Origin of the sequence: Maribacter sp. R86514 (assembly GCF_044597005.1) — a bacterium.
Lineage (GTDB): Bacteria > Bacteroidota > Bacteroidia > Flavobacteriales > Flavobacteriaceae > Maribacter.
In genome coordinates this window covers 1808941-1835487 of record NZ_CP138999.1, presented here as the reverse complement: position 1 = coordinate 1835487, position 26547 = coordinate 1808941, and the positions used below count along the sequence as shown (strand labels likewise).

Genomic DNA, 26547 nt, shown 5'->3' with positions numbered 1-26547 from the left:
TCTCGGGTATGGCAACAGCGCAAGATTCTATACCGAATGTCTCTGCTGATGTAGCAGAACCAATGGAAGCTATAGCTGAAGCGGCGCCAGTAAAAAAAGACTCTTCAACTAATTTTAAAAGAATTAAACTAGATGGTATAGCCGCAGTTGTTGGTGATTACGTAATCTTAGATTCTGATATTGAAAAAACATTGATCGATCTTAAAAGTCAAGGTGCATCTACAGAAGATATTACACACTGCGGACTTTTAGGTAAGTTAATGGAAGATCGTCTGTATGCTAACCAAGCTGTTCAAGATAGTATCTTGGTTTCAGATGATGAGGTAAATGCAACCGGTGATCGTCAACTGCAGTCTTTAGTACAGCAAATAGGTTCAATGGAAAAGGTGTTGAAGTACTATAAGAAAACCGACGAAGCTAGTTTTAGAGAAGAGCTTTACAAGATCAATAAGTTACGTATGCTTTCTGAGCGTATGCAACAGGATATTATTAAAGAAATTGAAATTACCCCAGAAGAGGTTCGCCAGTTCTTTAATAAGATACCAGAAGATGAGCGTCCGGTATTTGGTGCTGAGTTAGAAATTGCACAGATTACCAAAGAACCAGAGCCATCTGATGAAGAAAAGCAGAAAGTAATTGACAAGCTGAATCAGATCAAGGCAGATGTTGATGATAACGGCTCTAGTTTTAGTGTAAAGGCTATTTTATATTCTCAAGATCCAGGCTCTAAATCTAAAGGTGGTTTTTATAGTATTACGAAAGACACAGGTTTTGATAAGAAGTTTAAAGATGTTGCCTTTAGTTTGAGAGAGGGTGAGGTTTCTGAGCCATTTGAGACTACTTTCGGGTTTCATATTATTTATATCGAGAAAATTAGAGGTCAAGAGCTTGATTTAAGACACATATTGATTCAACCTGAAATATCTCAAAATGTTCTGGATGAAGCCAAAGCGGAGTTGGATAGTATCCGTAAGAAAATTATTGATGGCGAATTTACTTTTGCCGAGGCTGCGTTAAATTTCTCAGATGAGAAAGAAACCAAGTTTGATGGTGGTTTGTTACGTAATCCAATAAACTTCGATTCTAAATTTGAGTTGACAAAAATGGATCCTACCTTATATAATCAAGTGCAGAACTTAAAGGATAATGAAATTACATATCCTGTATTGGAAGAAGATCCAAGAGGTGGAGCTCCAAAATATAAAATTCTTAAGATTACCAATAGGTATGATGAGCATGTTGCAGATTTCTCTAAAGATTATACTAAGATTCAAGAATTGGCGCTTACTGAAAAGAAATACAATGCCATCAAAAAATGGATGGACGAGCATATAGAAGATACCTATATTAGTGTTAACGATGAGAACAAAGATTGTGAGTTCGCTAATAACTGGGTAAAAGAATAGATATATGTCAGACGTTGCAGCAATAGAACGCCTAGTAGTAAAACATGCTGAGCTTAAAAAGGAAATAGCCAAGATCATTGTAGGTCAAGATGAGGTTATCGAACAGATTTTGCTTTCTATTTACACAGGTGGCCACTCTTTGCTGATCGGCGTGCCAGGCTTGGCAAAAACTTTAATGGTGAATACCATTGCCCAAGCATTAGGTCTCGATTTTAAAAGAATACAGTTTACACCAGATTTAATGCCAAGTGATATTCTTGGTAGTGAGGTATTAGATCAGAACAGAAACTTTAAGTTTATAAAAGGTCCTATATTTTCAAATATTATTTTGGCAGATGAGATCAATAGAACTCCGCCTAAAACTCAGGCAGCACTTTTAGAGGCTATGCAAGAGCGAGCGGTAACTATTGCCGGTCATCAGCATAAGTTAGATTTGCCATACTTTGTTTTGGCTACACAAAACCCGATTGAGCAGGAGGGAACCTACCCTTTACCAGAAGCGCAATTAGACCGTTTTATGTTTGCCATAGAATTAAAATACCCATCTATAGCCGAAGAAATACAAGTGGTGAAGAATACTACTGCGAATAGCAAGCCGGTTATTAACGCACTTTTCAATGCTAAAGATATTATAGCTATTCAAGATTTGGTACGTAGAATACCTGTGGCAGATAATGTTGTGGAGTATGCGGTAAAATTGGTAAATAGTACAAGACCTAACTTAGACTCAGCTTCAGATTACGTAAAACAATATTTAGATTGGGGAGCAGGACCAAGAGCATCTCAGAACCTTATCTTAGGGGCAAAGGCAAATGCTGCCATTCACGGAAAGTTCTCTCCAGACATAGAAGATGTACATGCCGTTGTTAAAGGTATACTACGTCATCGTATCATAAAAAACTACAAAGCAGAGGCAGAAGGTATCAGTGAAGAGGATATTATTGATAAGTTACTTTAATAAAACACCTTGTTTTCTGCGTTTTTAAGTGAAATTAAGCTCTTTAAACATTACTATTGTTTAATATCTACGCCCTTATTATATCATTTGAGAAAAAATAAGTAATCATACTTAATTAATTTTAAATCCGTTCTATATTACGTAATTTTACGAAATTGCGTTAACTTAATATTAATTAACAGATGACATTTGACATTGATGGATTTAAACGAGTATATATTGTGCTACATCAATAATATGTATTCATATCAATTGTTTCTGTCAGTTTGTAGTTATCATGAATTTCATTTCAACAACAAATCTTCAGAACGAAATAGAAATTAAACTACATACTCAACGTCTAAACTAACACACAAATCAATTTTTAATGAGCATTTATACAGATTACCTTAAGGAGATCGAAGAGCGTAAAAGTCAAGGTCTTCATCCAAAGCCAATTGATGGTGCTGAATTACTAAGCAAAATCATTGAGCAAATTAAAGATGTAGATAATGAGTATAGAGAAGAATCTCTAAACTTTTTTATCTATAATGTTTTACCTGGTACAACTAGTGCTGCAGGGGTAAAAGCTAAATTTTTAAAAGAGATCATTCTTGGTGAGTCGGTCGTAAAAGAGATTACTCCCGCTTTTGCTTTTGAGCAATTATCTCATATGAAGGGTGGACCCTCTGTGAAGGTATTGTTAGATATCGCTTTAGGTTCTGATGAAGCTTTGGCAAAACAGGCAGCTGAGGTCTTGAAAACTCAGGTTTTCCTTTATGAGGCAGATACGTCTCGATTAGAAGAAGCTTTAAAAAATGGTAATGCCATTGCAAAAGAGATTATAGAAAGTTACGCACAAGCGGAATTCTTTACGAAGCTTCCAGAAGTAGAAGAAGAAATTGAGGTGGTAACATACATTGCCGGTGTTGGTGATATATCTACAGATTTATTATCGCCAGGTGGTGATGCACACTCAAGATCAGACCGCGAATTACATGGTCAATGTATGTTTGAGCATAATAAAGAAATGCAAGCTGAATTATTGGCTTTAAAGGAGCAACATCCTGATAAGCGAGTAATGCTGATTGCGGAAAAAGGAACAATGGGTGTTGGTTCTTCTAGAATGTCTGGTGTAAACAACGTAGCATTATGGACAGGTATTTCTTCTAGTCCGTATGTACCTTTTATTAATATTGCTCCGGTAATTGCCGGTACAAACGGTATCGCTCCAATTTTCTTGACTACAGTAGGTGTAACCGGTGGTATAGGGTTAGACCTTAAAAACTGGGTGAAGCAAAAAGATGAAGCAGGTAATACTATAGTTGATGAAGATGGCGAGCCAATTCTAAAACAATTGTATTCTGTTGCTACAGGTACGGTGCTTACTATTAATACAAAAGAGAAAAAGCTTTATCACGGTAAAGTTGAATTAAAAGATGTTTCCGCAGCATTTACTCCTCAGAAAATGGAGTTTATGAAGGCAGGTGGTTCTTACGCCGTTGTTTTTGGTAAAAAATTACAAACATTTGCTTGTAAAACTTTAGGAATTGAAGTGCCACAAGTATACGCACCTTCAAAAGAAGTTTCTATAGAAGGACAAGGATTAACAGCTGTTGAGAAAATTTTCAATAGAAATGCTGTAGGTACTTCAGGCGCTACATTGCATGCAGGTTCTTACGTTCGTGCTGAAGTAAATATTGTAGGTTCACAAGATACTACAGGTTTAATGACTTCTCAAGAATTAGAGATGATGGCAGCAACGGTTATTTCTCCAATTGTGGATGGCGCATACCAATCCGGTTGTCATACAGCTTCGGTTTGGGATGATAAGTCTAAAGCCAATATTCCAAGGTTAATGAGCTTTATGAACGATTTCGGTTTAATTACCGGTCGTGATCCAAAAGGAAAGTATTTTCCAATGACAGATGTTATTCATAAAGTATTGAACGATATTACTGTAGGTGATTGGGATATCATTATTGGTGGAGATTCGCACACACGTATGTCTAAAGGTGTTGCTTTTGGTGCTGATTCAGGTACAGTTGCTTTAGCATTGGCTACAGGTGAGGCGTCCATGCCAATTCCGGAATCGGTTAAAGTGACCTTTAAAGGACAGATGAAATCTTACATGGATTTCCGTGATGTCGTACATGCTACACAACAACAAATGTTACAACAGTTTGGAGGCGAAAACGTATTCCAAGGTCGTGTAATAGAGGTTCATATTGGTACGTTAACTTCTGATGAAGCATTTACGTTTACCGATTGGACAGCAGAAATGAAAGCGAAAGCATCTATTTGTATTTCTGAAGATGACACTTTAATAGAGTCGTTAGAGATTGCAAAAGGTCGTATCCAAATCATGATTGAAAAGGGTATGGACAATGCAAAGGGTGTACTTCAAGGACTTGTTGAGAAAGCAGAAACTAGAATTACGGAACTTAAAACAGGTATTAAGCCATCTTTAAGACCAGATGCAGATGCTAAATATCATGCAGAAGTAGTTATTGATTTAGATGAAATCGCTGAACCAATGATTGCTGATCCAGATGTAAATAATGAAGATGTATCTAAGCGTTATACGCATGATAATATTCGTCCATTATCTTACTATGGTGGAACCAAAAAAGTAGATTTAGGTTTTGTAGGATCTTGTATGGTTCACAAAGGTGACATGAAAATATTAGCTCAAATGTTGAAAAACGTTGAGGCCCAAAACGGAAAGGTAGAATTCAAAGCTCCTTTAGTAGTTGCTCCTCCAACATACAACATTGTAGATGAGTTAAAAGCAGAAGGAGACTGGGAAGTATTACAAAAATACTCAGGTTTTGAATTTGACGATAGCGCACCTAAAGGATTGGCACGTACCAAGTACGAAAACATGCTGTACTTAGAGCGCCCAGGTTGTAACCTATGTATGGGTAACCAAGAAAAGGCAGAACCAGGAGATACGGTAATGGCAACATCTACTCGTTTATTCCAAGGTCGTGTTGTAAAAGATACAGGTGAGAAAAAAGGAGAGTCATTATTATCATCTACTCCTGTTGTAGTATTATCTACGATTTTAGGAAGAACTCCTACAATGGAAGAATATGAAGCAGCTGTTGATGGTATAGTTTTAACGAAGTTTAAACCTTCTACTAAGCAATTGGTGAGATAGTTGCTAAATAATTAGTTTGCAATAAAAATGCCTGAGTTTAACTCAGGCATTTTTTGTTACTACTAATAAATAGAGTTTTATAGTCAGGCTTTTTAATAATTATTATTAAACCGATTTTTTCCAATCTAAGATAATCTGTTTTGCGAAATTTTCACATTGATTTAAAGTGTCTTTGATGTGATCTAATGTCGTGTCTGGGTTAATTAAGCACATTCTTATGACCACTTGGTTTTGTAAAACTGTGGTTACTAAAAGTGCTTCTTTAGAAGCTACAACTCTTGCTGAAATTTCTTGATTTAGCTTGTCTAATTCAACTTCAGATAATTTTAATTCCAATGGGTTATATCTAAAATTAATAATAGCCAAAGTTGCTAACGAAACAATTTCCCAATTACCACTTTCTCTTAAAAGGTCCTCAGTTTTATCGGCTAAGTCAATATTATAAGAGATTGCTTTTTTAAAAGCGTCTAAACCATACGTTTTAATTGACATGTAAAACTTTAAGGCTCTAAATCTTCTTGTTAATTGAATACCGTAATCGTAAAAATTAATTTCTGATTCGTTCCCTTCTATATCTCTTAAGTATTCTGGTTTTTCGCTAAAGGTGTTACTTAGCCAAGAAGAATCCTTTACCAATAAACATCCGATTTCATATGGCTGAAAGAACCATTTATGAGGGTCTACGGTTAAAGAATCCGCACGTTCAATACCTTGTAAAAGCTTACTGCCTTTATCGGATAAAATAGCCGCTCCACCATAAGCACCATCAATATGAAACCAAAGTTTTTCTTTTTCACAAATATCTGCTAAGGTGTCTAAAGGGTCTACCGTGCCCGTATTTGTCGTACCTGCAGAAGCGATGATACAAAAAGGTTTTTTGCCTTCAATTTTATCTTTTGCAATTTCATTTTTAAGTTTATTGATGCTTATTTTAAATTCTAAGTCGGTAGGAATTATTTTAATTTGTTCTTTTTTAAATCCTAAAACCCTAATTGCTTTAATATTGGACGAATGGGCTTGGTCAGACAAATAAATAATAGCATTGGAAAAATCATCCCCACATTTTACTCTTCTAGCCGTTACTAATGCTGTTAAATTAGCCATAGAACCACCACTTGTAAAAATACCTCCACCTTTTTTGATGGGAAAATTAAACATCTTCAAAAGCCAGTTTAAAGTAACGATTTCTAGCTCTGCCGCAGCAGCGGAAATAATCCATCCGCCAGAAAAAATATTAAAACCTGTTGCTAGGGAATCTGAAATAGCACTAATAAAATTACTTGGTCCTGGTACAAATGAGAAGGATTTTGGATGACCGGATATATTGGAATTTGGTATTACATTATCCATTACAAAGTCTAAAACTTCATCTGCAGGCATACCATGATCTGGAGCTTCTTGTAAAAAAAGAGAATCCATTTCTTTTCTTGTGGCAATACTTACAGGATTTTTATTTTCAATTTCTGTATAATGCTCAACAATGAAATCGACAACTTTATAACCATAGGATTGCATTTCTTCTTTTGATAAATGAAAAGGTGATGTCATAAAGTTTCAATTTTGGTCAAAATTACATCAAGTTTAAATCATATAAAAGTTTGTTTTATAAGCGTTTTTACAGGTAGGGTCATAGATTTTAGTTTAGTTGCATGTGTCTTTAGATAATATGCAACAGAGCTGTTCGGTATAGTTGAACTTGTACTTTATTAAAAAGTTGGTCATCATCTAAAGTTGTCCATAAATAAGAAGCCCCAAAAGCCGTATGGTCATAAAGCCTTTTATAACCGCATTTTTTATAATCATTCTTAATTTCATATGCGCTCTCAAAATCATCTTACATTTTGTATCTTGTACAAGCAAGAAAGATTAACAATTTTTATAAATAGATTTTATGGCTTTTGACATAGATATGATTAAAAAAGTTTACGCTTCCATGTCGGAACGTGTAGACAAAGCAAGAGATGTGGTAGATAAGCCACTTACACTTTCAGAAAAGATTTTATATTCTCATTTATGGGATGGTAACCCTACCGAAGCATTCACCCGAGGAAAGGATTATGTTGATTTTGCTCCGGATCGTATTGCCTGTCAAGATGCTACGGCTCAAATGGCTTTGTTACAATTTATGCAAGCCGGTAAGCCAAAGGTTGCAGTACCTACAACGGTTCACTGTGATCACTTGATTCAAGCTAAAAATGGTGCTACAGCAGATTTAAAGTCGGCAAACTCAACAAGTGCAGAGGTTTTTGATTTCTTGGAGTCTGTTTCAAATAAATACGGAATCGGTTTTTGGAAACCAGGTGCAGGTATTATTCACCAAGTAGTATTGGAGAATTATGCTTTCCCGGGCGGAATGATGATCGGTACCGATTCGCATACCGTTAATGCAGGTGGGTTAGGTATGGTCGCAATTGGTGTTGGTGGTGCCGATGCCGTTGATGTAATGGCAGGTATGGCTTGGGAACTTAAGTTTCCAAAATTAATTGGTGTTAAGTTAACCGGTAATATCTCTGGTTGGACAGCACCGAAAGATGTCATATTAAAAGTTGCCGAAATTCTTACCGTTAAAGGTGGAACAGGAGCGATAGTGGAATATTTTGGCGAGGGAGCCAAGAACCTTTCTTGTACAGGTAAAGGAACTATTTGTAACATGGGAGCTGAAATAGGGGCGACCACTTCTACTTTTGGCTATGATGAGTCTATGGAGCGTTATTTAAGAGCTACCGATAGGGCTGATATTGCCGATGCTGCAAACAAGGTAAAAGAATATTTAACTGCAGATCCCGAGGTGTACGCAAACCCAGAGCAATATTTTGATGAGGTTATTGAAATAGACCTTTCTAAATTAACGCCATTATTAAATGGTCCTTTTACGCCAGATTTATCTACGAAAGTCGGTAGTGATATGACAGAAAAGGCTACTTCTCATGAATGGCCACTGGCCGTTGAGTGGGGCTTGATAGGTTCCTGTACCAACTCTTCTTATGAAGATTTATCTAGGGCTTCTTCAATAGCGCAACAAGCTATTGATAAAGGAATTAAAATGAAGTCGGAACTAGGAATCAACCCAGGTTCTGAACAAGTAAGATATACAGCTGATCGTGATGGTATTCTTGGAATATTTGAAAAGTTGGATGCTAAGATTTTTACCAACGCATGTGGTCCATGTATTGGACAGTGGGCACGTTATAGCGACCCTAAAAATGCACCTAAAAATAGTATTGTCCATTCTTTTAATAGAAACTTTGCTAAGCGTGCGGATGGTAACCCCAACACACATGCCTTTGTAGCTTCTCCAGAAATTACAGCTGCCATTGCCATTGCAGGTAGATTGGATTTTAACCCGATGACGGATAAACTAATCAATGCAAAGGGAGAAGAAGTAATGTTCGATGAGCCTACGGGATGGGAATTGCCTCCTAAAGGTTTTGAAGTTGAAGATGCTGGATACTTAGCTCCAGATGAAGATGGTTCAGGCGTAGAGGTTAAAGTTTCACCTGATTCTGAAAGATTACAATTGTTAGAGCCTTTTACTCCAATTAAGGACGAAAGTCTAATCGGTGCAAAGTTACTGATCAAAGCATTTGGTAAGTGTACAACGGATCATATCTCTATGGCAGGACCATGGTTGCGTTTTCGTGGGCATTTAGATAACATTTCTAATAACTGTCTAATTGGTGCCGTAAATGCATTCGGCAAAAAGACGAACATGGTTAAAAACCAATTAACCGGTGAGTTTGGCGGAGTGCCAGATACTGCGCGGGCATATAAAGCAGCAGGAATAAGAAGTGTTGTTGTCGGTGATCATAATTATGGTGAAGGTTCTTCACGTGAGCATGCTGCGATGGAGCCACGTCACTTAGGTGTTGCTGCGGTAATAGTTAAATCGTTTGCACGTATTCATGAAACAAACCTTAAAAAGCAAGGTATGCTAGGGTTAACATTCGCTAATGAAAGCGATTATGATCTTATTCAAGAAGACGATACTTTTAACTTTATAGACATAGCGGAATTTGCTCCAGATAAGCAACTGACCGTTGAGGTAGTTCATGCCGATGGTAGTAAAGATGTATTGAAATTGAACCATACATATAATGCCGCTCAAATAGGGTGGTACAGAGAAGGTTCTGCTTTAAACGTTATTAAGAGGGAAAATGCCTCATAATTCAACAACTCAAAATTTGTAAGGAAAACTCCTGATATTAATCAGGAGTTTTTTAGTTTTGATGCCTATCTAACTTTTATGAAGAGACAAACGGTTTTTACCTTATTGATCATTGCTTTTGTACTTTCTTTTTTTGTTACTCCTTTAGGTGATTATAGCAAGATTGTTCTCAACAGGGTTTTTGCCACTTCCCCAACCATTATACAGCCAGAAAAACGCGGTAAGATAACTGACTACGACTGGAAGTTGAAAGATGTAAATTGGAAGTTTTTTAATTTTGACGAGGCGAAAGGGCAGGTAGTGTTCATTACTTTCTGGACTTCTTGGCATATGCCTTCTCAAGCGCAATTAAAAGACATACAATACCTTTATGATACTTACGGCGACAAGATGAAGTTCTATGTAATAACCAATGAAGAGAGGGGTCCAGTAGAACTTTTTATGAGTGAGCAGGGGTATACTTTTCCTGTAACCTATCAAATTATTGGAGAACCAAGCCCTATATCATTACTAAAACCACCAGGGTCTTATGTTATCGATAAAAATGGTGCGATAGTAATACACCAAAACGCAATTGCAGATTGGGATAACGAAAAAGTCGATACACTCTTAAATCAACTTATAGCAGAATAAACCTAGTTGTTGTAATTCCTATTTTTTAAAATATTTAAAAGGTACTATAAGCATCCCAAAACATTCGCCGTCTGCTTTGCCAATATGTTTATGGTGCATTTTGTGTGCTCTTCTAACACCACGGCTGTACCAATTATTAGCATTTCTAAAAAGCTTAAAACGCTGGTGAATAAATATGTCATGTACTAAAAAGTAGGCGATACCATAAGCTAAAATACCTAATCCTAACGGGTAACCGTACCAAAAACCGGTAGTGCCTGCATAAAACAAAGACATACTTACTATTGCGTAGAAAATAAAGAAGGCGTCATTTCTTTCAAACCACGAGTCATGGTCTTTTTTATGATGATCTTTATGAAGACTCCATAAAAAACCATGCATTACGTATTTGTGGGTAAACCACGCCATAAATTCCATGAACAAGAATGTTCCTAGAAAAATCAATATTCCAATAACTATATTCATTATACTAAGTTCATTTTAAATTTAACATATGAACGTGCAAGCAGTCCAAATTTCTGATAGTTTGGTACTCTTATACGTGCATTTTTAATTTCTAAAGAAGGTGTGCCCTGTAATTTTTTAAGTAGTTTAAAATAGTACTTATAAGCAGTATACACTCCGAATTTAGCTTCTGCAGGTAAATTTACTATACCTTCATAGCCTAATTTGAAATCTGCCTTTATTTCTTCAACAATTCTTTTTTTAGATGCCTCGTCTAATTCTTTTAAGTTAGTATTGGGGAAATAAGATCTGTTTAGTTCTTCAAAATCAGCTTTTACGTCTCTCAAAAAATTCACTTTTTGAAATGCCGATCCTAGAGCCATTGCCGATTCTTTTAATCTATTATACTCTTCAACATCACCCTTTACAAAAATCTGAAGACACATTAAGCCGACAACATCTGCAGAACCATATATATACTCTTTATATTCTGCATCGGTTCGGTAAATATTCTTCACCAAATCCATTCGCATACTTTTCATAAACGAATCTACTAAATGCTTAGGTATACTGTAGGTGTGGAAGGTATGTTGAAATGAATTTAAAATTGGATTAAGACTGATTTTATCTCGTAAAGACGCTTCTAACTCCTCTTCAAATTTATCAAAAAGAACTACTTTGTCGAAATCGTGAAAGGTATCAACGATTTCATCTGCAAAGCGCACAAAGCCATAAATATTATATATGTGGCTACGTATAGATGGGTGTAGCATTTTAGTTGCTAATGCAAAAGATGTGCTATATCGTTTTGTAACGATTTTACTGCACTGGTACGAAACTTGATCAAAAGTATCTTTCATAAACTACTAGTTGTCCTTAATAATTAATTCTGACACTAATTTTCCAGAGATCAAAGCGGGTGGCACTCCTGGTCCAGGTACTGTCAGTTGTCCTGTAAAGTAAAGATCGGTAACTTTTTTACTTCTTAAGTTTGGTCTCAAAAAAGCCGTCTGTGTCAATGTATTTGCCATACCATAAGCATTTCCTTTGTATGAATTGTATCTGTCCACAAAATCATTTACACAAAATGTTTCTTTGAATATAATATTATTTCTGATGTTTTCGCCGGTTCTTTCCTGAAAACGATCCATTATTATATCAAAATATTGATTCCTAAGTTCTTGCGTGTCTTCTAATGCCGTAGCAATTGGCACCAAGAAAAAGCCTGTCTCACAACCTTCAGGAGCCATGCTCGCATCTGTTATAGAAGGAAAATTAGCATAGAATAATGGATTTGTTGGCCATTTAGGATTGTCATAGATTTCTTTCGCATGTAATTCGAAATCGGTATCAAAAAATAAATTATGATGTTCTACATTATTTAATTTTTTATCAAACCCAATATAAAATAAAAGAGACGAGGGTGCAAAAACCTTTTTTTCCCAATAGTCATGGCTATATTGTTGGTATTTTTTATCCAACAAACTTTCTGAATGCTGGTAATCTGCTCCGCTAAGAACTTTGTCGGCCTTATAAGTCTTCTCATTACACACAACACCGGTAGCGTTGCCATTGTCAACGATAATTTTACTAATAGGTGAGTTTGTATGTATGGTTACACCCAATTCCATAGCTAAGCTTTTCATAGCCTTGATTACCTCATACATACCACCTTTAGGATGCCAAGTACCTAAACCAAAATCTGCAAAATTCATAAAATTATAGAATGACGGTGTATTACTGGGCTTAGCACCAAGAAACAACACAGGAAATTCTAGGGTAGATACCAATTTCGGATTTTTAAAAGACTTACGTACTTGTGAACTGATAGTTTTAAAAAACTGATCAACTTTTAAAATCGTTTCTTTAGTTACCAATTCTAAAGGTGAAAGCCCTGGTCTTAGAACTACCTTATTGATGGCAATATCATAATTTTCTTGTGCCTTATCAATAAACTTTCTTAATGCTTTTGAGCTACCTGGCTCTATGCGTTCAAATTCCTCACAAATTTTATCCATACTATCACCAATGGTGATAACATCTTCTGAAAAGAAAATTTTATAGGCCGGACTCAGTTTGTCCAATTGATAGTAATCTGATGTTTGTTTATTGAAATCAGCAAAAAACTTATCAAAAATATCGGGCATCCAATACCAACTGGGGCCCATGTCAAAAGTGAAACCATCTTTTATGAATTGCGATGCACGACCGCCAACAGATTCATTTTTTTCAAAGATAGTTACATTCCACCCTGCCTTTGCCAAATAACATGATGCTGAAAGTGATGAAAACCCAGAACCGATTACAATACAACTTTTATTCATTTAATTCTCTGAGATTATAGGTTGTTTACTAGGCTGTCTATAGAACTAAATGTTCTGCAGAATGCTGGTTTGGTATCTTCATCAATGAAATTTGTTTGCCTACCCAAAATCCAAAAATTAGGATTGTTATATGCAGATACCAGTTCAGAGAAATCTTCCATATACTTATTTACTTTATCTTTTTCTGGAAAAACAGTGAAATAAGAAACGAAATAAATATCATCAAAATATTTAAGAACATCCTCAAGATTTTCCATTGGTATGGTTGGGCCTAAATAGATGCACTTATATCCCTTTAAAATAATTTCATAATTGATATATAATAAGCCTATATCATGAATTTCATTTTCAGGTAAAAAAGCAACAAAGACTTTATCTTTCTTAGTTGGTTCTAAATGTTGCAGCTTTTCTGTGTTCAGTAAAATCTTTTGTTTTATAAGACTGCTGATAAAATGTTCATGCGCCGGACTTATAGTATCCGTTTGCCATAGTAGTCCAAGTTCATTTAATAATGGAATGAAAGTTTCTTTAAAAATCTCTCTAAAAGAATTTTCACCCAACAACGCGTTATAAGTATTAAAGAACATAGTCTGATCAAAATTGACCATGGCTAGTTTAAAAGCATTGATAGCTTGACTCTTATGACTATGTTTTGCTACTATTTCACGAACTACGTACGGAATATCTTTATCAGAAATCTTGGCGATTTTAGAAATTTTATGTCCGTTATTATATAGTAGTGTAACGTTAAGTAGCTTTTGTAGGCTAGAAAGGCTATACGTTCTAATATTCGTATCTGTTCGTTCAGGAGATAAAAGATTGTATCTTTTTTCCCAAATTCTTATGGTGTGTGCTTTAATACCAGAGAGGTTTTCAAGATCTCTTATACTAAATTGCTTTTTTACATTGTTCATACTTTATGAAAAAGGATTAAACAAATCTACAATTTATTAAAATGTATTAGGGCACTTGATAGTTAAAATTATCAAAATAAAAAAGGTTAGATCTAAATCTAACCTTTTTGTGCCCACGACTGGAGTCGAACCAGCACGTCCTTACGAACACTACCCCCTCAAGGTAGCGTGTCTACCAATTCCACCACGTGGGCATATTTAATCAATAGATTGGCAAATATAGAAAGCTATATTTCAATTTAAAATAATATAACAACTTAAATAATAACATTTGCTTAAGTTGAAAGTGACCGTTGATATTCAGTTGGTGTAATCCCTTTTATTTTTTTAAACTTCTTATTGAAATTAGAAATAGAATTGAAACCAGAAAGTTCGGCTATCATGTTAACATTCAGTTCTTTATTTGAAATCAATAATTGGCAGGCATGTGCAACACGTAGTTCTATTAAAAATTGAAAAAAGGTCTTGTCTGTACGTTGTTTAAAAAAACGACAGAAGGCATTAGGTGTCATATATGCCATTTTCGCTATCTCATCTAATGAAATTGGTTGATGGAAGTTTTTGAATACGAAGTCAAAAATGTCCTGTAAGCGCTTGCCTTCTGTAGAACTCAACGTTTTAGAGTATATAAACTTACTAAGAGGTTCTATATGTACTTTACTTAGTTCTTCTAAAAGATATAAAAAGGAAACAAAAAGGTTTAGTTTTTGTTGCGACTGTATTTCTAATAATTGATGGGCAATCTGTTTTTGGTTTGATGTTACTTTAAATCCCCCGGCGGCATTAGTAAAGAAGTTGCCTAGGTCATTTAAATATGGTAGCTTGAAGAATGATGTGCCAAAGGATTTTTCAGTAAAGAATACAGTTAACATATGTGCATCTTGCTGCCCTGGTACGCTTTTAAAAACGTGTGGCATGTTACTGCCAATAACATAGATATCTCCCATAGCGTATTGATGAATGCTATCGCCTACCAACAACTTTCCGTTACCGTTTATGATATAGCTTATTTGTATTTCTAGATGTTGATGAAGCTTATTATAAAAAACAGGTTCCTTATCTACTTGAATTATTAAATGCTCATCTAAGGGCTTTGGTATTTTAAAGGGAAATACTTTCATATGCATCTAATTTATCACTAAAAAATAAATATTGAATAATAAGATGGTAGAATAGTACCATGTCTAGATAATATGACGACATATAAAACAGCATGATATACCTAATTTTGGATATTAAACAAAGGAAAGCAAAATGAGTATTTCATGGAAAGGCGTTATGCCAGCGGTTACCACAAAATTTACAGATAAAGATGAACTTGATCTAGATATGTTCTCTATTAATATTAAAGCGCAACTAGATGCAGGTGTAAGCGGAATAATTTTGGGTGGAACTTTGGGTGAAGCCAGTACACTTACCTATGACGAGAAGAAAGTTTTAATGAGAGAGACCGTAAAACTGGTAGGAGGTAAAGTACCCGTAATCATTAACATTGCCGAACAAACGACCAAAGGAGCCATTCATGCGGCTCAAGTAGCTAAAGAATGTGGTGCTTCAGGTTTAATGATGTTACCGCCAATGCGGTATAAGGCCAATGACCATGAAACAGTCACGTATTTTAAAGTAACTGCCAATAGTACAGATTTGCCGATTATGATTTATAATAACCCTATAGATTATGGTATAATGGTTACTCTTGATATGCTAGAGAAGTTAACGGTTTGCGAGAATATACAGGCGGTAAAAGAATCTACTAGAGATATATCTAATATTACCCGCATTAAAACAAGATTTGGAGATAGACTTAATGTGTTAACAGGAGTTGACACTTTAGGTTTAGAAAGTACACTAATGGGAGCCGATGGTTGGGTTGCCGGCTTGGTATGCGCTTTTCCGGCAGAAACATGTGCAGTTTTTGAACTAGCTAGAGCTGGTAGAATTAAAGAGGCTTTAGAAATTTACCGATGGTTTTTACCATTATTAGAATTGGATATTAGTCCGCAATTGGTCCAGAACATAAAAATGGCAGAAGTGGCTACAGGTATTGGTAGCGAGAATGTTCGTGCACCAAGATTGCCGTTAGTGGGCGAAGAACGCGAAAGAGTAGCGGCTATTATAAAACAAGGAATGGCAACTAGACCCACATTACCAAATTATAAGGAGATCAACTAAGGAAATAGTACTTTTTGATATCTAGTAGGAAATATGCATATGGATGGAAATGTAAGGAAAGAATCGAAATTTGTTTCAGCATCTTTATTTACTTTTGAGTAACACCATAAATATAGAAAATGATAAGCGGTACAAATGCAATAGGGAGCAAATCTTCAAAGAAAGGAAATAAAACTTTTAAGACTTTTAATCCTAAACAAAATATAGATACGGAGTGGACATTCTACGAAGCATCTGTTAATGAAATTGATGAAGCCATTGATTTGGCAACAACCGCTTTTAAGGTATATAAAGATTTTTCAGGAGCTAAAAAGGCTGGGTTTTTAGAAGCTATTGCCGATGAAATTGAAGCAATTGGAGATGAACTAATTCATACCTATTGTAAGGAATCTGGGTTGCCAGAGGGTAGGGCAAGAGGTGAACGTGGGCGTACCATGGGGCAACTTCGTGCTTTTGCCAATTTATTAAAGGACGGTTCTTGGGTAGAGGCTGTTATTGAAAAAGCACAGCCTAATAGAGAACCCATGCCAAAATCTGATATCAGAAAAATGCTATTTCCTCTAGGTCCGGTAGTGGTCTTTGGTGCAAGTAATTTTCCATTGGCATTTTCTACAGCTGGGGGAGATACGGCAAGTGCTCTTGCTGCAGGCTGCCCCGTAATTGTAAAAAGTCACCCAATGCATGCTGGTACTGGTGAATTGGTATCTTCTGCTATTATTAAGGCAGCCGAGAAAACGGGTATGCCAAATGGTGTATTCTCTAATTTAAACAGTAGCGGTATAGGAGTAGGGCAGCAATTGGTGAAACACCCAAAAGTAAAAGCTGTTGGTTTTACCGGTAGTATAAATGGTGGTACGGCATTGTATAGATTGGCAAATGAAAGAGATGAGCCTATTCCCGTATTTGCAGAAATGGGAAGTATAAACCCGGTGGTTGTATTACCGTCAGCTTTAGAAAATGATGGTGATGTTTGGGCAACTAAATATGCTTCTTCAATTACTTTAGGTGCTGGTCAGTTTTGTACCAATCCTGGTTTGGTGTTGGCAGTTAAAGGAGAAAAGTTAGATGGATTTATAAAAACATTATCAGAAGAAATATTAAAACTGGAGCCTACCTGCATGTTGCATCCAAACATTTACTCTAAATATAATGAAGGTAAAAAGGAATTGTCAGCACAGAACGGAGTAACTATTACTGCAGATTATAAGAAGGATACAAATACGAATACTGCTAAACCTTCTATTTTAAAAGTGAGTGGTGCAGATTTTTTGGCGAATACAAAATTACATAGAGAAGTTTTCGGTCCATTTTCCGTAGTGGTTGAGTGTGAGAATATCAGTGAATTAGAAGCTATCTTAAATCATCTAGAAGGGCAGTTAACAGGAACTATTTTAGGTTCTGAAGAAGATTTAGAGAATAATTCTGGCGTTGTAGATGCTTTACAGAGTAGGGTAGGGCGAATTTTGTTCAATGGTGTACCAACTGGTGTAGAGGTTAATTCTTCTATGGTCCATGGAGGTCCGTTTCCTGCAACTACAGATCCTCGTTTTACATCTGTAGGTACATCGGCAATTAAAAGGTGGGTGCGTCCGGTTTCTTTTCAAGATTGGCCAAATAAATTATTACCATTGGCTCTTCAAAATGAAAATCCTCTTAAAATTACCCGATTGGTAGAAGGGGAATACACTAAAAACTGAAACATATAACACACTCTTAATATGGCCAGTAGCACTTTTGTTTGTATAGATGCTCATACTTGTGGTAATCCTGTTAGGGTTATAAAACAAGGCGGTCCAGATTTAGTCGGTGTTACTATGAGCGAGAAACGTCAGCATTTTCTAAGGGATTATGATTGGATAAGAAAAGGGTTGATGTTTGAGCCACGAGGTCATGATATGATGAGCGGTAGTATTTTTTATCCGCCAAGCGACCCAAATAATGATTTCGGTATTTTGTTTATTGAAACTAGCGGATGTTTGCCCATGTGCGGTCACGGAACTATTGGTGCCATTACCATTGGGATTGAAGAGGGGTTGATACAGCCTAAAACTCCTGGTGAAATTCGTATGGAAACTCCCGCTGGTTTGGTACATATTACATACCAGCAAACTGGAAAAAAAGTTGATTGGGTAAAATTGACCAATGTAAAATCTTACCTGGCAGCTACTGAACTAACGGTTGACTATTCTGCGTTGGGTGAATTGGTTTTTGATGTATCGTATGGAGGAAATTTTTATGCCATTGTTGATCCACAAAAGAATTTTAACGGTATACAAGATTATTCTGCCAATCAGCTAATTCAGTTCAGTCAAGAAATTCGGGAAAAAATCAATCTGAAATATCCTGATTTATTTATACATCCAGAAAATGAAACCATTAAAGATGTGAGTCATATTTTGTGGGCGGGTAAAACAATTTCCGATAAAGCTACTGCTAGAAATGCCGTCTTCTATGGCGATAAAGCTATTGATCGCTCTCCTTGTGGTACAGGAACATCTGCCCGCATGGCGCAATGGTTTGCCAAAGGAAAATTGAAAGTAGGTGATGAATTTATACATGAAAGTTTCATAGGGTCTCAATTTATAGGTCGTATAGAAAAAGAAACTACTTTAGCGAGTATACCTGCTATAGTGCCTAGTATAAAAGGATGGGCAAAAATATATGGTCAGAATACGATTACTATTGATGATGATGATCCGTACGCTCACGGTTTTCAAGTAATTTAATATACAGAGAATGAAAAGTGTCGTTATTATTGGAGGAGGAATTGTTGGGCTCAGTACTGCGTACTATCTGCATAAAGAAGGTTTTGAAGTAACGGTAATTGATAAAGGCGACATAACTACTGGCGCATCATTTGTGAATGCTGGTTACATTACCCCAAGTCATATTATTCCTTTAGCATCACCAGGTATGATAGCAAAAGGTATTAAGATGATGTTCAATTCTGCTAGTCCGTTTTACATGAAACCGAGATTAGATGCTGATTTTTTAAAATGGTCCTGGTATTTTCATAAGTCATCTACACCTGAAAAGGTTGAAAAAGCAATTCCGGCAATAAAAGAAATCAACCTAATCAGCAGAGAACTGTTTACCGATATTAAAAATTCTGGAGATTTGGGTGATTTTCAATTAGAAAGAAAAGGACTTCTAATGCTTTACAAAACCGAAGCTGCTTACCTACATGAAAAGCAAGTTGCGAAAAGGGTAGCCTTTGAAGGACTAGAAGTGTCTGATTTGAACAAGTCAGAATTGCTAAAACTAGAACCTAACGTAAACATCGCTGCAGAAGGAGCTATACATTATGAATGTGATGGCCATACAACACCAACTGAAATTATGCCCAAATTGCTGGCATACCTAAAAGGTGTAGGTGTCGTCATTAAAACAAATGAAGAAGTTGTTGATATAAAGAGCTCAAGCAATAAAATAATAGAAGTTATTACAGATAAAGATAATTATCAACTAGATGAGGTAGTATTAGCTGCAGGCTCATGGAGTGGAGAACTTGCTAAAAAAATGAAACTAAAACTGGCCCTGCAAGGTGGTAAGGGGTATCGAATTAATGTAGAGCGTGATACCGGAATTTCAATACCGGCTATTTTAATGGAATCGAAAATGGCAGTTACGCCTATGAACGGATTTACTAGATTTGCTGGTACCATGGAGTTTTCTGGCAATAATAATATTGTAAGAAATGAACGTGTAATGGCTATTGCAAATGGTGCCCATTCTTTTTATCCAGATTTGACAATCAACGAAACTGAAATTAAAAATGTAAAAACAGGATTAAGACCCGTTTCACCAGATGGCCTACCTTATATTGGCAAATCAACTAAAATCAAGAATTTAACGATTGGTACAGGTCATGCCATGATGGGGTGGAGTTTAGGACCCGCTACCGGTAAATTAATTACAGAGTTATTGTCTGGTAATAAGACGTCTATAAATATAGCGGCTTTTGATCCCAATCGTTCATTTTAAGTAAACTGTTAAATGCCCAACGGTATTTAATTACCATTCACCGACACTTAATTGTCACTCGTCTACACTGATGAGATTATTTGTAGGTAATCTTTCATCTTTGTAGTATCAAAAATAAACCACAATGAATATCTTACTAATAGAAGACGATTTAATTGAAGTAATGAAATTGAAACGAACAGTTTCTAAACTTGAACTTAAGCATTCGATTAAAGAAGCTAAGAATGGTGAAGAAGCTTTGACCTTTTTAAGATCGGGTGAAAAATTACCTGATATTATTCTATTAGACCTGAACATGCCTAGAATGAACGGCATTGAGTTTTTAAATATATTAAAGGCAGATGAGATACTTCAATATTTGCCTACGGTTATTTTGACAACATCTGAAAATAGGGCAGATTTGCTTAAATGTTACCAAGCTGGTATTGCCGGTTATGTAATTAAGCCGCTCAAATATGAAGATTATGAATACAAATTAAATGCGGTTTTGAAGTATTGGAGTGTTAACCAACTAGTAAAAGGCTAACAAAAAAGCTCATTTCACAACATTTTTACTTATTTACGTATTAATTTTCCTACGTTTGAATATGTTATAAAAAATTCAAATGAAAGGAATAGTATTTACCGAGTTTTTAGAAATGGTCGAATCTGAATTCGGATTAGAGACCGTTGACAATATTATTGAAAAAGCAGATTTGCCTTCTCAGGGCATTTACACCTCTGTTGCAACCTACGAATTTAACGAAATGGTGGCGTTGATCACCCAGTTAAGTGCAGAAGTAGATTTGCCGCCTGGGGATTTGATTTATGCATTTGGACTGTATTTGTTTTCTAGTCTAAAAAATGCACATCCAGAGGTTATCCAAAATTACAAATCTCCTATTGGACTTCTATATTCCATAGAAGATCACATTCATGTACATGTGCAAAAGCTATATCCAGAGGCCGAGCTACCTACATTTAAGATTCTAGAAAAAACAGAGAACTCTATTTCAATGGTCTATTCTTCTTCTAGAGGATTGTACAGATTGGCTCATGGTCTTATAGAAAAGGCTTTTGAGCACTTTAATGGAAAAGCCGATATTGCCTACGAACTTCTAAAAGAAGATGGTACAGAAGTAAAATTTGACGTTGTACAGCATGGATAGTAAAGAAGTTACTCTTCTTAAAAAAGCTTTAGCTAGGCAAAAGATGGCTCGCCAACAAGCCGAAAAGCTATTAGAGCAAAAATCCCTTCAGCTTTATGAAGAGGCACGTCATTTGAAAGAGTCTAATCATAAATTAGAAAACTTATTAAGTGAAAAAACTTCTGAGCTAGATGGTGTCTTTATCAATATAATTGACCCTTATGTAGTCATGGACTTGTCATTTAACGTGATAAGTATGAACCAATCCGCAAAAAACTTTTTAGGGTATGATCATAAAAAAGATACTATCAATCTTTGGAAAATGGTACACAAAGATTATATGGAGTATACCATAGAATCATTTAGTAGTTTACAAGAGGTTGGTAAACTTAAAAATTATAGGGCTAAGATAATTGTAAGAGATGATGTCGAAAAATGGATAGAGATTAATGCAAGTTTAATTTATAATAAGGACAAGCAGCCTATAGCGGCACAAGGTATTGTTCGCGATATCACCCAAGAAATGGAGGTGACAGAGATGTTGTCTGAACAAAAACGACAATTGGATATTATCGTGAATGCATCCCCATTGGGAATTGTTCTTGCCAATACAGAAAAGATCATTAAGGTCAACCACGCCATGACAGACCTGTTAGGCTATAGTTTTGAAGAATTTAAAATGATGAGCATAGATGATATTACGGCTACTGATGATGTGGAGAACAGTAATATATTAATGCAAAAAATTTACAATGGTGAAATAGATGATGCTACAATATCTAAAAAATATGTAAAGAAGAACGGCGAAGTCTTATACTTAAAGGTATCTCTTAATTCTGTTAAAAATATACAAGGTAAAACAGGTTTTGTATTGGCAATGCTAGAGGACATTACCAAACAAAAAGAATTGGAAATACAGAAAGAGCAACTGTTAAATGATTTGGAGAATAGTAATCAAAGCTTGCAAGAATACGCCCATATAGTTTCTCATGATCTTAAATCGCCGCTTAGAAGTATTAGTGCCCTTGCTACTTGGCTTAGCGATGATTATAAAGATGTATTAGATGAACCTGGCAGAGAAAACTTGTCGTTAATGCAAGAGAAAGTAGCCTCTATGGATAAGTTGATACATGGAATTCTCGAATATTCTACCGCAAATAATTCTGCTTTAGATGATTCTAAAGTCGACTTAAATGAAGTGATCAACGATATTGGTGAAACCATTTTTATTCCAGACCATGTAAAATTGGTCATACCTGAAATGTTGCCTACAATTATGGCAGATAGGACTAAAGTGCACCAGGTTTTTCAAAATATTATAGGTAATGCAGTTGTTCATATAGAAAGAGAAGTAGGTCTTGTAGAAGTTCTTTTTAATGAAAACAAAGATTTTTGGCAATTTACAATCAGTGATAACGGCGTAGGTATACCAGAAGAATATCATAAAAAGATTTTTGATATCTTCCAATCTATAGGTAATAATGAAAGATCAACCGGTATAGGGCTTTCAATAGTAAAAAAGATTATAGATCGCTACCAAGGTAAAGTGTGGGTAGACAGTGTTGTTGGCGAAGGTACCCAGTTTCATTTTACCATAAAAAAGACCATTATTTAAACAACTATAGATGAAAACGGTACAAGCAATTAAAAGAAAAAATGAATCTTTTGTATTTCAAAACCAGGCTGATTTAAATGAACCTTTAGTCTTGGTTTTTGGCAATAGATATATGTTGGAGAGCAACGATATTTACGATGAGGTTCGCGAACTGTTTCCTAATGGTCATATTATTTTTGGGTCTACATCTGGCGAAATTATAGATGACAAGGTTTTAGACGGTACGGTTGTTTTAACCGCTATAGAGTTCGAAAAAAGTTCATTTATAGTAAAAAACCGTAACGTAGATGATTTTCACCAAGATGATGAAAAGTTAGGAAAACATTTAATTGCAGAATTCCCTAAAGAGCATTTAAAACATTTGTTCGTAATATCTGAAGGTAGTACGGTAAACGGTAGTGCACTTATAAAAGGCCTTGAAAATTTAAAGAGTACTTCTTTTGGTTTATCTGGTGGTCTTTGTGGAGATGACGATCGTTTTAAAAGAACATTGGCATCTTACAACGAAACGCCTAAAGAGGGTGAAATTATCGCCATTGGCTTTTATGGCGAGAGTTTAGAGATTACGAGTTCAAACTATGGCGGTTGGACCACTTTTGGACCAGAACGTATTATAACAAAATCTGAAGGTAATTTACTTTATGAACTAGATGGTAAACCGGCCTTAGATCTTTATAAAACGTACTTAGGGGAAAAGGCAGATGAATTACCAAAATCAGCATTATTATATCCACTTAGTGTAAAGGAAACTGAAAATTCAGATCCACTGGTACGCACCATTCTTAATATAGATGAAAAAGAGAATACCATGTTGCTAGCCGGTGATGTTCCAGAAGGTGCGAGGGTTCAATTAATGATGTCTTCTGTAGACGACATTGCCAACGGTGCTTCACAAGCTGCTGAGCTGGCTATGAATGGTAGAAAAATGCCACCAGAGCTAGCATTGTTAATTAGCTGTATTGGAAGAAAATTGGTCATGGACCAACGCACCGAAGAAGAATTGGAGGAGGTAAAGGCCATAGTTGGTAATGATACGGTAATAAGCGGATTTTATTCGTATGGCGAAATGGCTCCGTTCAGTGGTCAAGATAGTTGTAAATTGCATAACCAGACCATGACACTAACTTTATTTAGCGAATAAATGCATTCTCTGTTAAAAAGACAAATTAGAAAATATTTACCTGCAGATTTAGAATCGAATCCAGAAATGGAGCAATTTTTAGATGCTATAGAAAAGTCATATGAAAACTATGACGATAAGTTTTCTATGTTGCATAGAGCCTCAAGTATAAGTTCAGAAGAGCTTTTTATTGCCAATAAAAAATTGAGGAAAGAGGCAGAACAGCAGAAAAAAATACTTGTATCGTTAGAAAATGCTATTCTTAGTTTAACAGATTATTTAAATGAAGATCAATTATTTGGCCAAACTATAAATGAGGACTTCAACGCAGAACACCTAGCAGGCTATATTAGTAATTTGGCATTACAGATATCTGAAATGTCTGCAGAAAAAGATAAACTTCTTAAAAGTTTGGAAATGCAAAATCAATCTTTACATAACTATGCACAGATGGTCTCGCACGATTTAAAGTCGCCTATAAGAAATATATCGGCTTTGATGAATTGGATTATGGAAGATGAAAAAGATAAGTTTAGTGAGTCTAGTAAGGGTAATTGTGAATTGGTATCTGAGAATCTAACAAAAATGGATAAGCTGATTACGGGGATTTTGAACCATGCTACCATGGGCGATACCGAAGAACACAAGACCTTATTCAATCTAGAAGATAGTTTAAGGGATATTGAAAAAACAATTTTTGTTCCAGATAATATCACTTTTGAATATCAAAAAGATTTGCCCCAAATGAACTTTGAGAAATCGCGTTTAGAACAATTGTTTATGAACTTATTTACCAATGCCGTCAATGCAACTGAACATGTGGAAAACGGAATTATAAAAGTTGGATATGAACCAGACAAAGAGTATTGGAAGTTCAGTGTTTCAGATAATGGTAAGGGCATACCTATTAAACACCAAGAGGGTATTTTTCAAATGTTCAAAAAATTAGAAACCACCAATAATGCTACTGGTATAGGTCTTGCAATTGTTAAAAAAATTGCGGTACTTTATGAAGGTGATGTTTGCTTGGTTTCTAAGGAAAATGTAGGTACTACATTTTATATAACTTTAAAAAAGAATTCATGATAGACCAACCAAACCTTAAGTATGTAGATGAACTTGCAGGAGATGATGCTGCATTTAGAGGTCAATTCATAGATATCATTAAATCTGAATTTCCTGTAGAAAAACAAGAATATTTTGAATTTGTAGAAAGCAGTAAAGATAGGGAAGCTGCAGAGATGGTTCATAAATTGAAACATAAATTCAATATTTTGGGCATGGAAAATGCCTATAGACTAGCGGTAGCTTATGAAATGGAATTGCTAGACGGTAAACGCGATATTAAATCTAAATTCGATGAAGTTTTAGAGATCATTGAACAATATATTAAAACGATTTAAATGAACTGTATAATAATTGATGATGAGTCTACCGCACGGGCAATTGTAAAACAATTGTGTTCTAAAATACCTGATTTAGATGTAGTTGAAGAATTTGACAATGCTATTTCGGCTATTAAGTTTTTAAATCAGCAAACTGTTGATGTTATTTTTTTGGATATTCAAATGCCTGGGTTCAGTGGTGTTGATTTTGTGCAAACACTTAAAAACCCACCAAAAGTGGTCATGACCACTTCAGATACCGATTTTGCTATTGCCGCTTACGAATATGAGTGTATCGTTGACTATTTGGTAAAGCCGATAACTTTTGATCGATTCGAAAAAAGTATAGTAAAAATCAAGAATAGTAAGGTAAAACAAGCACCTTCAACAGCTGAACAAAATTCTTCTGAAGGGAAAGATCTATATATTAATATCGATAGAAGGTTGATTAAGTTGAAACTAGATGATATTTTGGTTATTGAGGCTAAAGGAGATTATATAGATATTAAAACGGTTAACGAAGATTATAGAGTACACACCACCCTAAAAAAGATAAAAGAAAAATTGCCTGAGCGCCTATTTTTACAAATACACCGATCTTATATCATCAACTTTACTAAAATTATCGATATTGAAGATAACAGCGTGCTGATCGCTAAGAACGTTGTACCCATAAGCCGTTCTAACCGCCCTGAATTAATGAGACGGTTAAACTTGCTTTAGAATTTAAAAACCATTGTGCATCTACCAGTTTTCATGGTAGATTTTCTCAAATATTTCTGCTAATTCCACTTTGGTTACCGGCTTTATTACATACCCCGTAAGTTCTTCAAAATTAGATGCCCTTTTAACATCAATTTCACGCATAGATGAACTTACCATATAAATATTTATGCTGTTTATGATTTTAGGTTTCAGTTTTTTAAATTCATTTAAAAACCCCCATCCATCTAAAAATGGCATATTGATATCTAAAAATATAACCTCGGGCAACTCCACGTTATCTTCGGTACATCTTTCAATATATTCAACGGCCTGTTCACCATCTGTAAAGGTACTTACCACCAATTCATTGGATAATTGCTTAATGGTTTTCTCCATTAAATAGAGATAAAGTTCATCGTCATCTATTAGTAATATATTTGGCTTCGTTTTCAT

23 protein-coding genes and 1 tRNA gene are annotated in these 26547 nt (G+C 35.4%); 16 read left to right on the top strand and 8 right to left on the bottom strand.

Going from position 1 to position 26547, the window contains the following annotated elements:
* Positions 1-8 precede the first annotated feature (8 nt).
* The 3 genes from SJY30_RS08125 to SJY30_RS08115 all read left to right on the top strand — a co-directional run bounded on the left by SJY30_RS08125 (position 9) and on the right by SJY30_RS08115 (position 5506).
* Entirely contained in the window at positions 9-1406 is a 1398-nt protein-coding gene (locus SJY30_RS08125; RefSeq protein ID WP_396635054.1) for a peptidylprolyl isomerase, read from the top strand.
* Between the two features lie 4 nt (positions 1407-1410).
* Entirely contained in the window at positions 1411-2364 is a 954-nt protein-coding gene (locus SJY30_RS08120) for an AAA family ATPase (protein WP_396635053.1), read from the top strand.
* A 367-nt stretch (positions 2365-2731) separates the two neighbouring features.
* The gene (locus SJY30_RS08115) at positions 2732-5506 is read left to right on the top strand and encodes a bifunctional aconitate hydratase 2/2-methylisocitrate dehydratase (protein ID WP_396635052.1); all 2775 of its coding nucleotides are present in this window, start codon (positions 2732-2734) and stop codon (positions 5504-5506) included.
* Positions 5507-5611: 105 nt separating this feature from the next.
* Here the strand turns inward: SJY30_RS08115 and SJY30_RS08110 are convergent, their stop codons facing one another.
* A complete protein-coding gene (locus SJY30_RS08110; RefSeq protein WP_396635051.1) occupies positions 5612-7054 on the bottom strand; it encodes a pyridoxal phosphate-dependent decarboxylase family protein in 1443 nt (480 codons plus the stop codon).
* 343 nt (positions 7055-7397) lie between these two features.
* Between SJY30_RS08110 and SJY30_RS08105 the strand changes: the two genes are divergently transcribed.
* Positions 7398-9671, top strand: coding sequence for an aconitate hydratase (locus SJY30_RS08105; protein ID WP_396635050.1), 2274 nt, complete (start codon positions 7398-7400; stop codon positions 9669-9671).
* A 78-nt stretch (positions 9672-9749) separates the two neighbouring features.
* Positions 9750-10304, top strand: coding sequence for a TlpA family protein disulfide reductase (locus SJY30_RS08100; protein WP_396635049.1), 555 nt, complete (start codon positions 9750-9752; stop codon positions 10302-10304).
* An 18-nt stretch (positions 10305-10322) separates the two neighbouring features.
* Here SJY30_RS08100 and SJY30_RS08095 read toward each other — a convergent pair whose 3' ends face one another.
* From SJY30_RS08095 to SJY30_RS08070, 6 genes are all read right to left on the bottom strand, one after another.
* On the bottom strand, positions 10323-10769 hold the full coding sequence (locus SJY30_RS08095; RefSeq protein WP_396635048.1) for a beta-carotene hydroxylase: 447 nt from the start codon (positions 10767-10769) through the stop codon (positions 10323-10325).
* Positions 10769-11608, bottom strand: a complete 840-nt coding sequence (locus SJY30_RS08090) for a phytoene/squalene synthase family protein (RefSeq protein WP_396635047.1) — start codon at positions 11606-11608, stop codon at positions 10769-10771. The genes SJY30_RS08095 and SJY30_RS08090 overlap by 1 nt, the downstream gene beginning before the upstream one ends.
* A 6-nt stretch (positions 11609-11614) precedes the next feature.
* Positions 11615-13072: a phytoene desaturase family protein gene (locus SJY30_RS08085; protein WP_396635046.1), complete on the bottom strand. Its 1458-nt coding sequence runs from the start codon at positions 13070-13072 to the stop codon at positions 11615-11617.
* A gap of 14 nt (positions 13073-13086) precedes the next feature.
* Entirely contained in the window at positions 13087-13986 is a 900-nt protein-coding gene (locus tag SJY30_RS08080; protein ID WP_396635045.1) for a MerR family transcriptional regulator, read from the bottom strand.
* 110 nt (positions 13987-14096) lie between these two features.
* A tRNA-Leu gene (locus SJY30_RS08075) sits at positions 14097-14180 on the bottom strand.
* Between the two features lie 81 nt (positions 14181-14261).
* The gene (locus tag SJY30_RS08070) at positions 14262-15107 is read right to left on the bottom strand and encodes an AraC family transcriptional regulator (protein WP_396635044.1); all 846 of its coding nucleotides are present in this window, start codon (positions 15105-15107) and stop codon (positions 14262-14264) included.
* 133 nt (positions 15108-15240) lie between these two features.
* Between SJY30_RS08070 and SJY30_RS08065 the strand changes: the two genes are divergently transcribed.
* From SJY30_RS08065 to SJY30_RS08015, 11 genes are all read left to right on the top strand, one after another.
* On the top strand, positions 15241-16158 hold the full coding sequence (locus SJY30_RS08065) for a dihydrodipicolinate synthase family protein (protein ID WP_396635043.1): 918 nt from the start codon (positions 15241-15243) through the stop codon (positions 16156-16158).
* A gap of 119 nt (positions 16159-16277) precedes the next feature.
* The gene (locus SJY30_RS08060; RefSeq protein ID WP_396635042.1) at positions 16278-17855 is read left to right on the top strand and encodes an aldehyde dehydrogenase (NADP(+)); all 1578 of its coding nucleotides are present in this window, start codon (positions 16278-16280) and stop codon (positions 17853-17855) included.
* A 21-nt stretch (positions 17856-17876) separates the two neighbouring features.
* Positions 17877-18884 carry a 4-hydroxyproline epimerase gene (locus SJY30_RS08055; protein ID WP_396635041.1) on the top strand — a complete coding sequence of 336 codons (1008 nt, stop codon included), beginning with the start codon at positions 17877-17879 and terminating at the stop codon, positions 18882-18884.
* A gap of 10 nt (positions 18885-18894) precedes the next feature.
* Positions 18895-20142: an NAD(P)/FAD-dependent oxidoreductase gene (locus SJY30_RS08050; RefSeq protein ID WP_396635040.1), complete on the top strand. Its 1248-nt coding sequence runs from the start codon at positions 18895-18897 to the stop codon at positions 20140-20142.
* Between the two features lie 124 nt (positions 20143-20266).
* On the top strand, positions 20267-20668 hold the full coding sequence (locus SJY30_RS08045; protein ID WP_396635039.1) for a response regulator: 402 nt from the start codon (positions 20267-20269) through the stop codon (positions 20666-20668).
* A 79-nt stretch (positions 20669-20747) separates the two neighbouring features.
* Positions 20748-21290, top strand: coding sequence for a heme NO-binding domain-containing protein (locus SJY30_RS08040; RefSeq protein WP_396635038.1), 543 nt, complete (start codon positions 20748-20750; stop codon positions 21288-21290).
* The gene (locus SJY30_RS08035) at positions 21283-22884 is read left to right on the top strand and encodes a PAS domain S-box protein (RefSeq protein ID WP_396635037.1); all 1602 of its coding nucleotides are present in this window, start codon (positions 21283-21285) and stop codon (positions 22882-22884) included. The genes SJY30_RS08040 and SJY30_RS08035 overlap by 8 nt, the downstream gene beginning before the upstream one ends.
* A gap of 10 nt (positions 22885-22894) precedes the next feature.
* Entirely contained in the window at positions 22895-24025 is a 1131-nt protein-coding gene (locus tag SJY30_RS08030) for an FIST signal transduction protein (protein WP_396635036.1), read from the top strand.
* Positions 24026-25090 (top strand): ATP-binding protein, encoded by a 1065-nt coding sequence (locus SJY30_RS08025; RefSeq protein WP_396635035.1) that lies wholly within the window; start codon positions 24026-24028, stop codon positions 25088-25090.
* On the top strand, positions 25087-25407 hold the full coding sequence (locus tag SJY30_RS08020; protein WP_396635034.1) for an Hpt domain-containing protein: 321 nt from the start codon (positions 25087-25089) through the stop codon (positions 25405-25407). The genes SJY30_RS08025 and SJY30_RS08020 overlap by 4 nt, the downstream gene beginning before the upstream one ends.
* Positions 25408-26112: a LytR/AlgR family response regulator transcription factor gene (locus tag SJY30_RS08015; RefSeq protein ID WP_396635033.1), complete on the top strand. Its 705-nt coding sequence runs from the start codon at positions 25408-25410 to the stop codon at positions 26110-26112.
* Between the two features lie 21 nt (positions 26113-26133).
* On the opposite strand, the gene SJY30_RS08010 is transcribed toward SJY30_RS08015, so the two are convergent.
* On the bottom strand, positions 26134-26547 hold the full coding sequence (locus tag SJY30_RS08010) for a response regulator (RefSeq protein ID WP_396635032.1): 414 nt from the start codon (positions 26545-26547) through the stop codon (positions 26134-26136).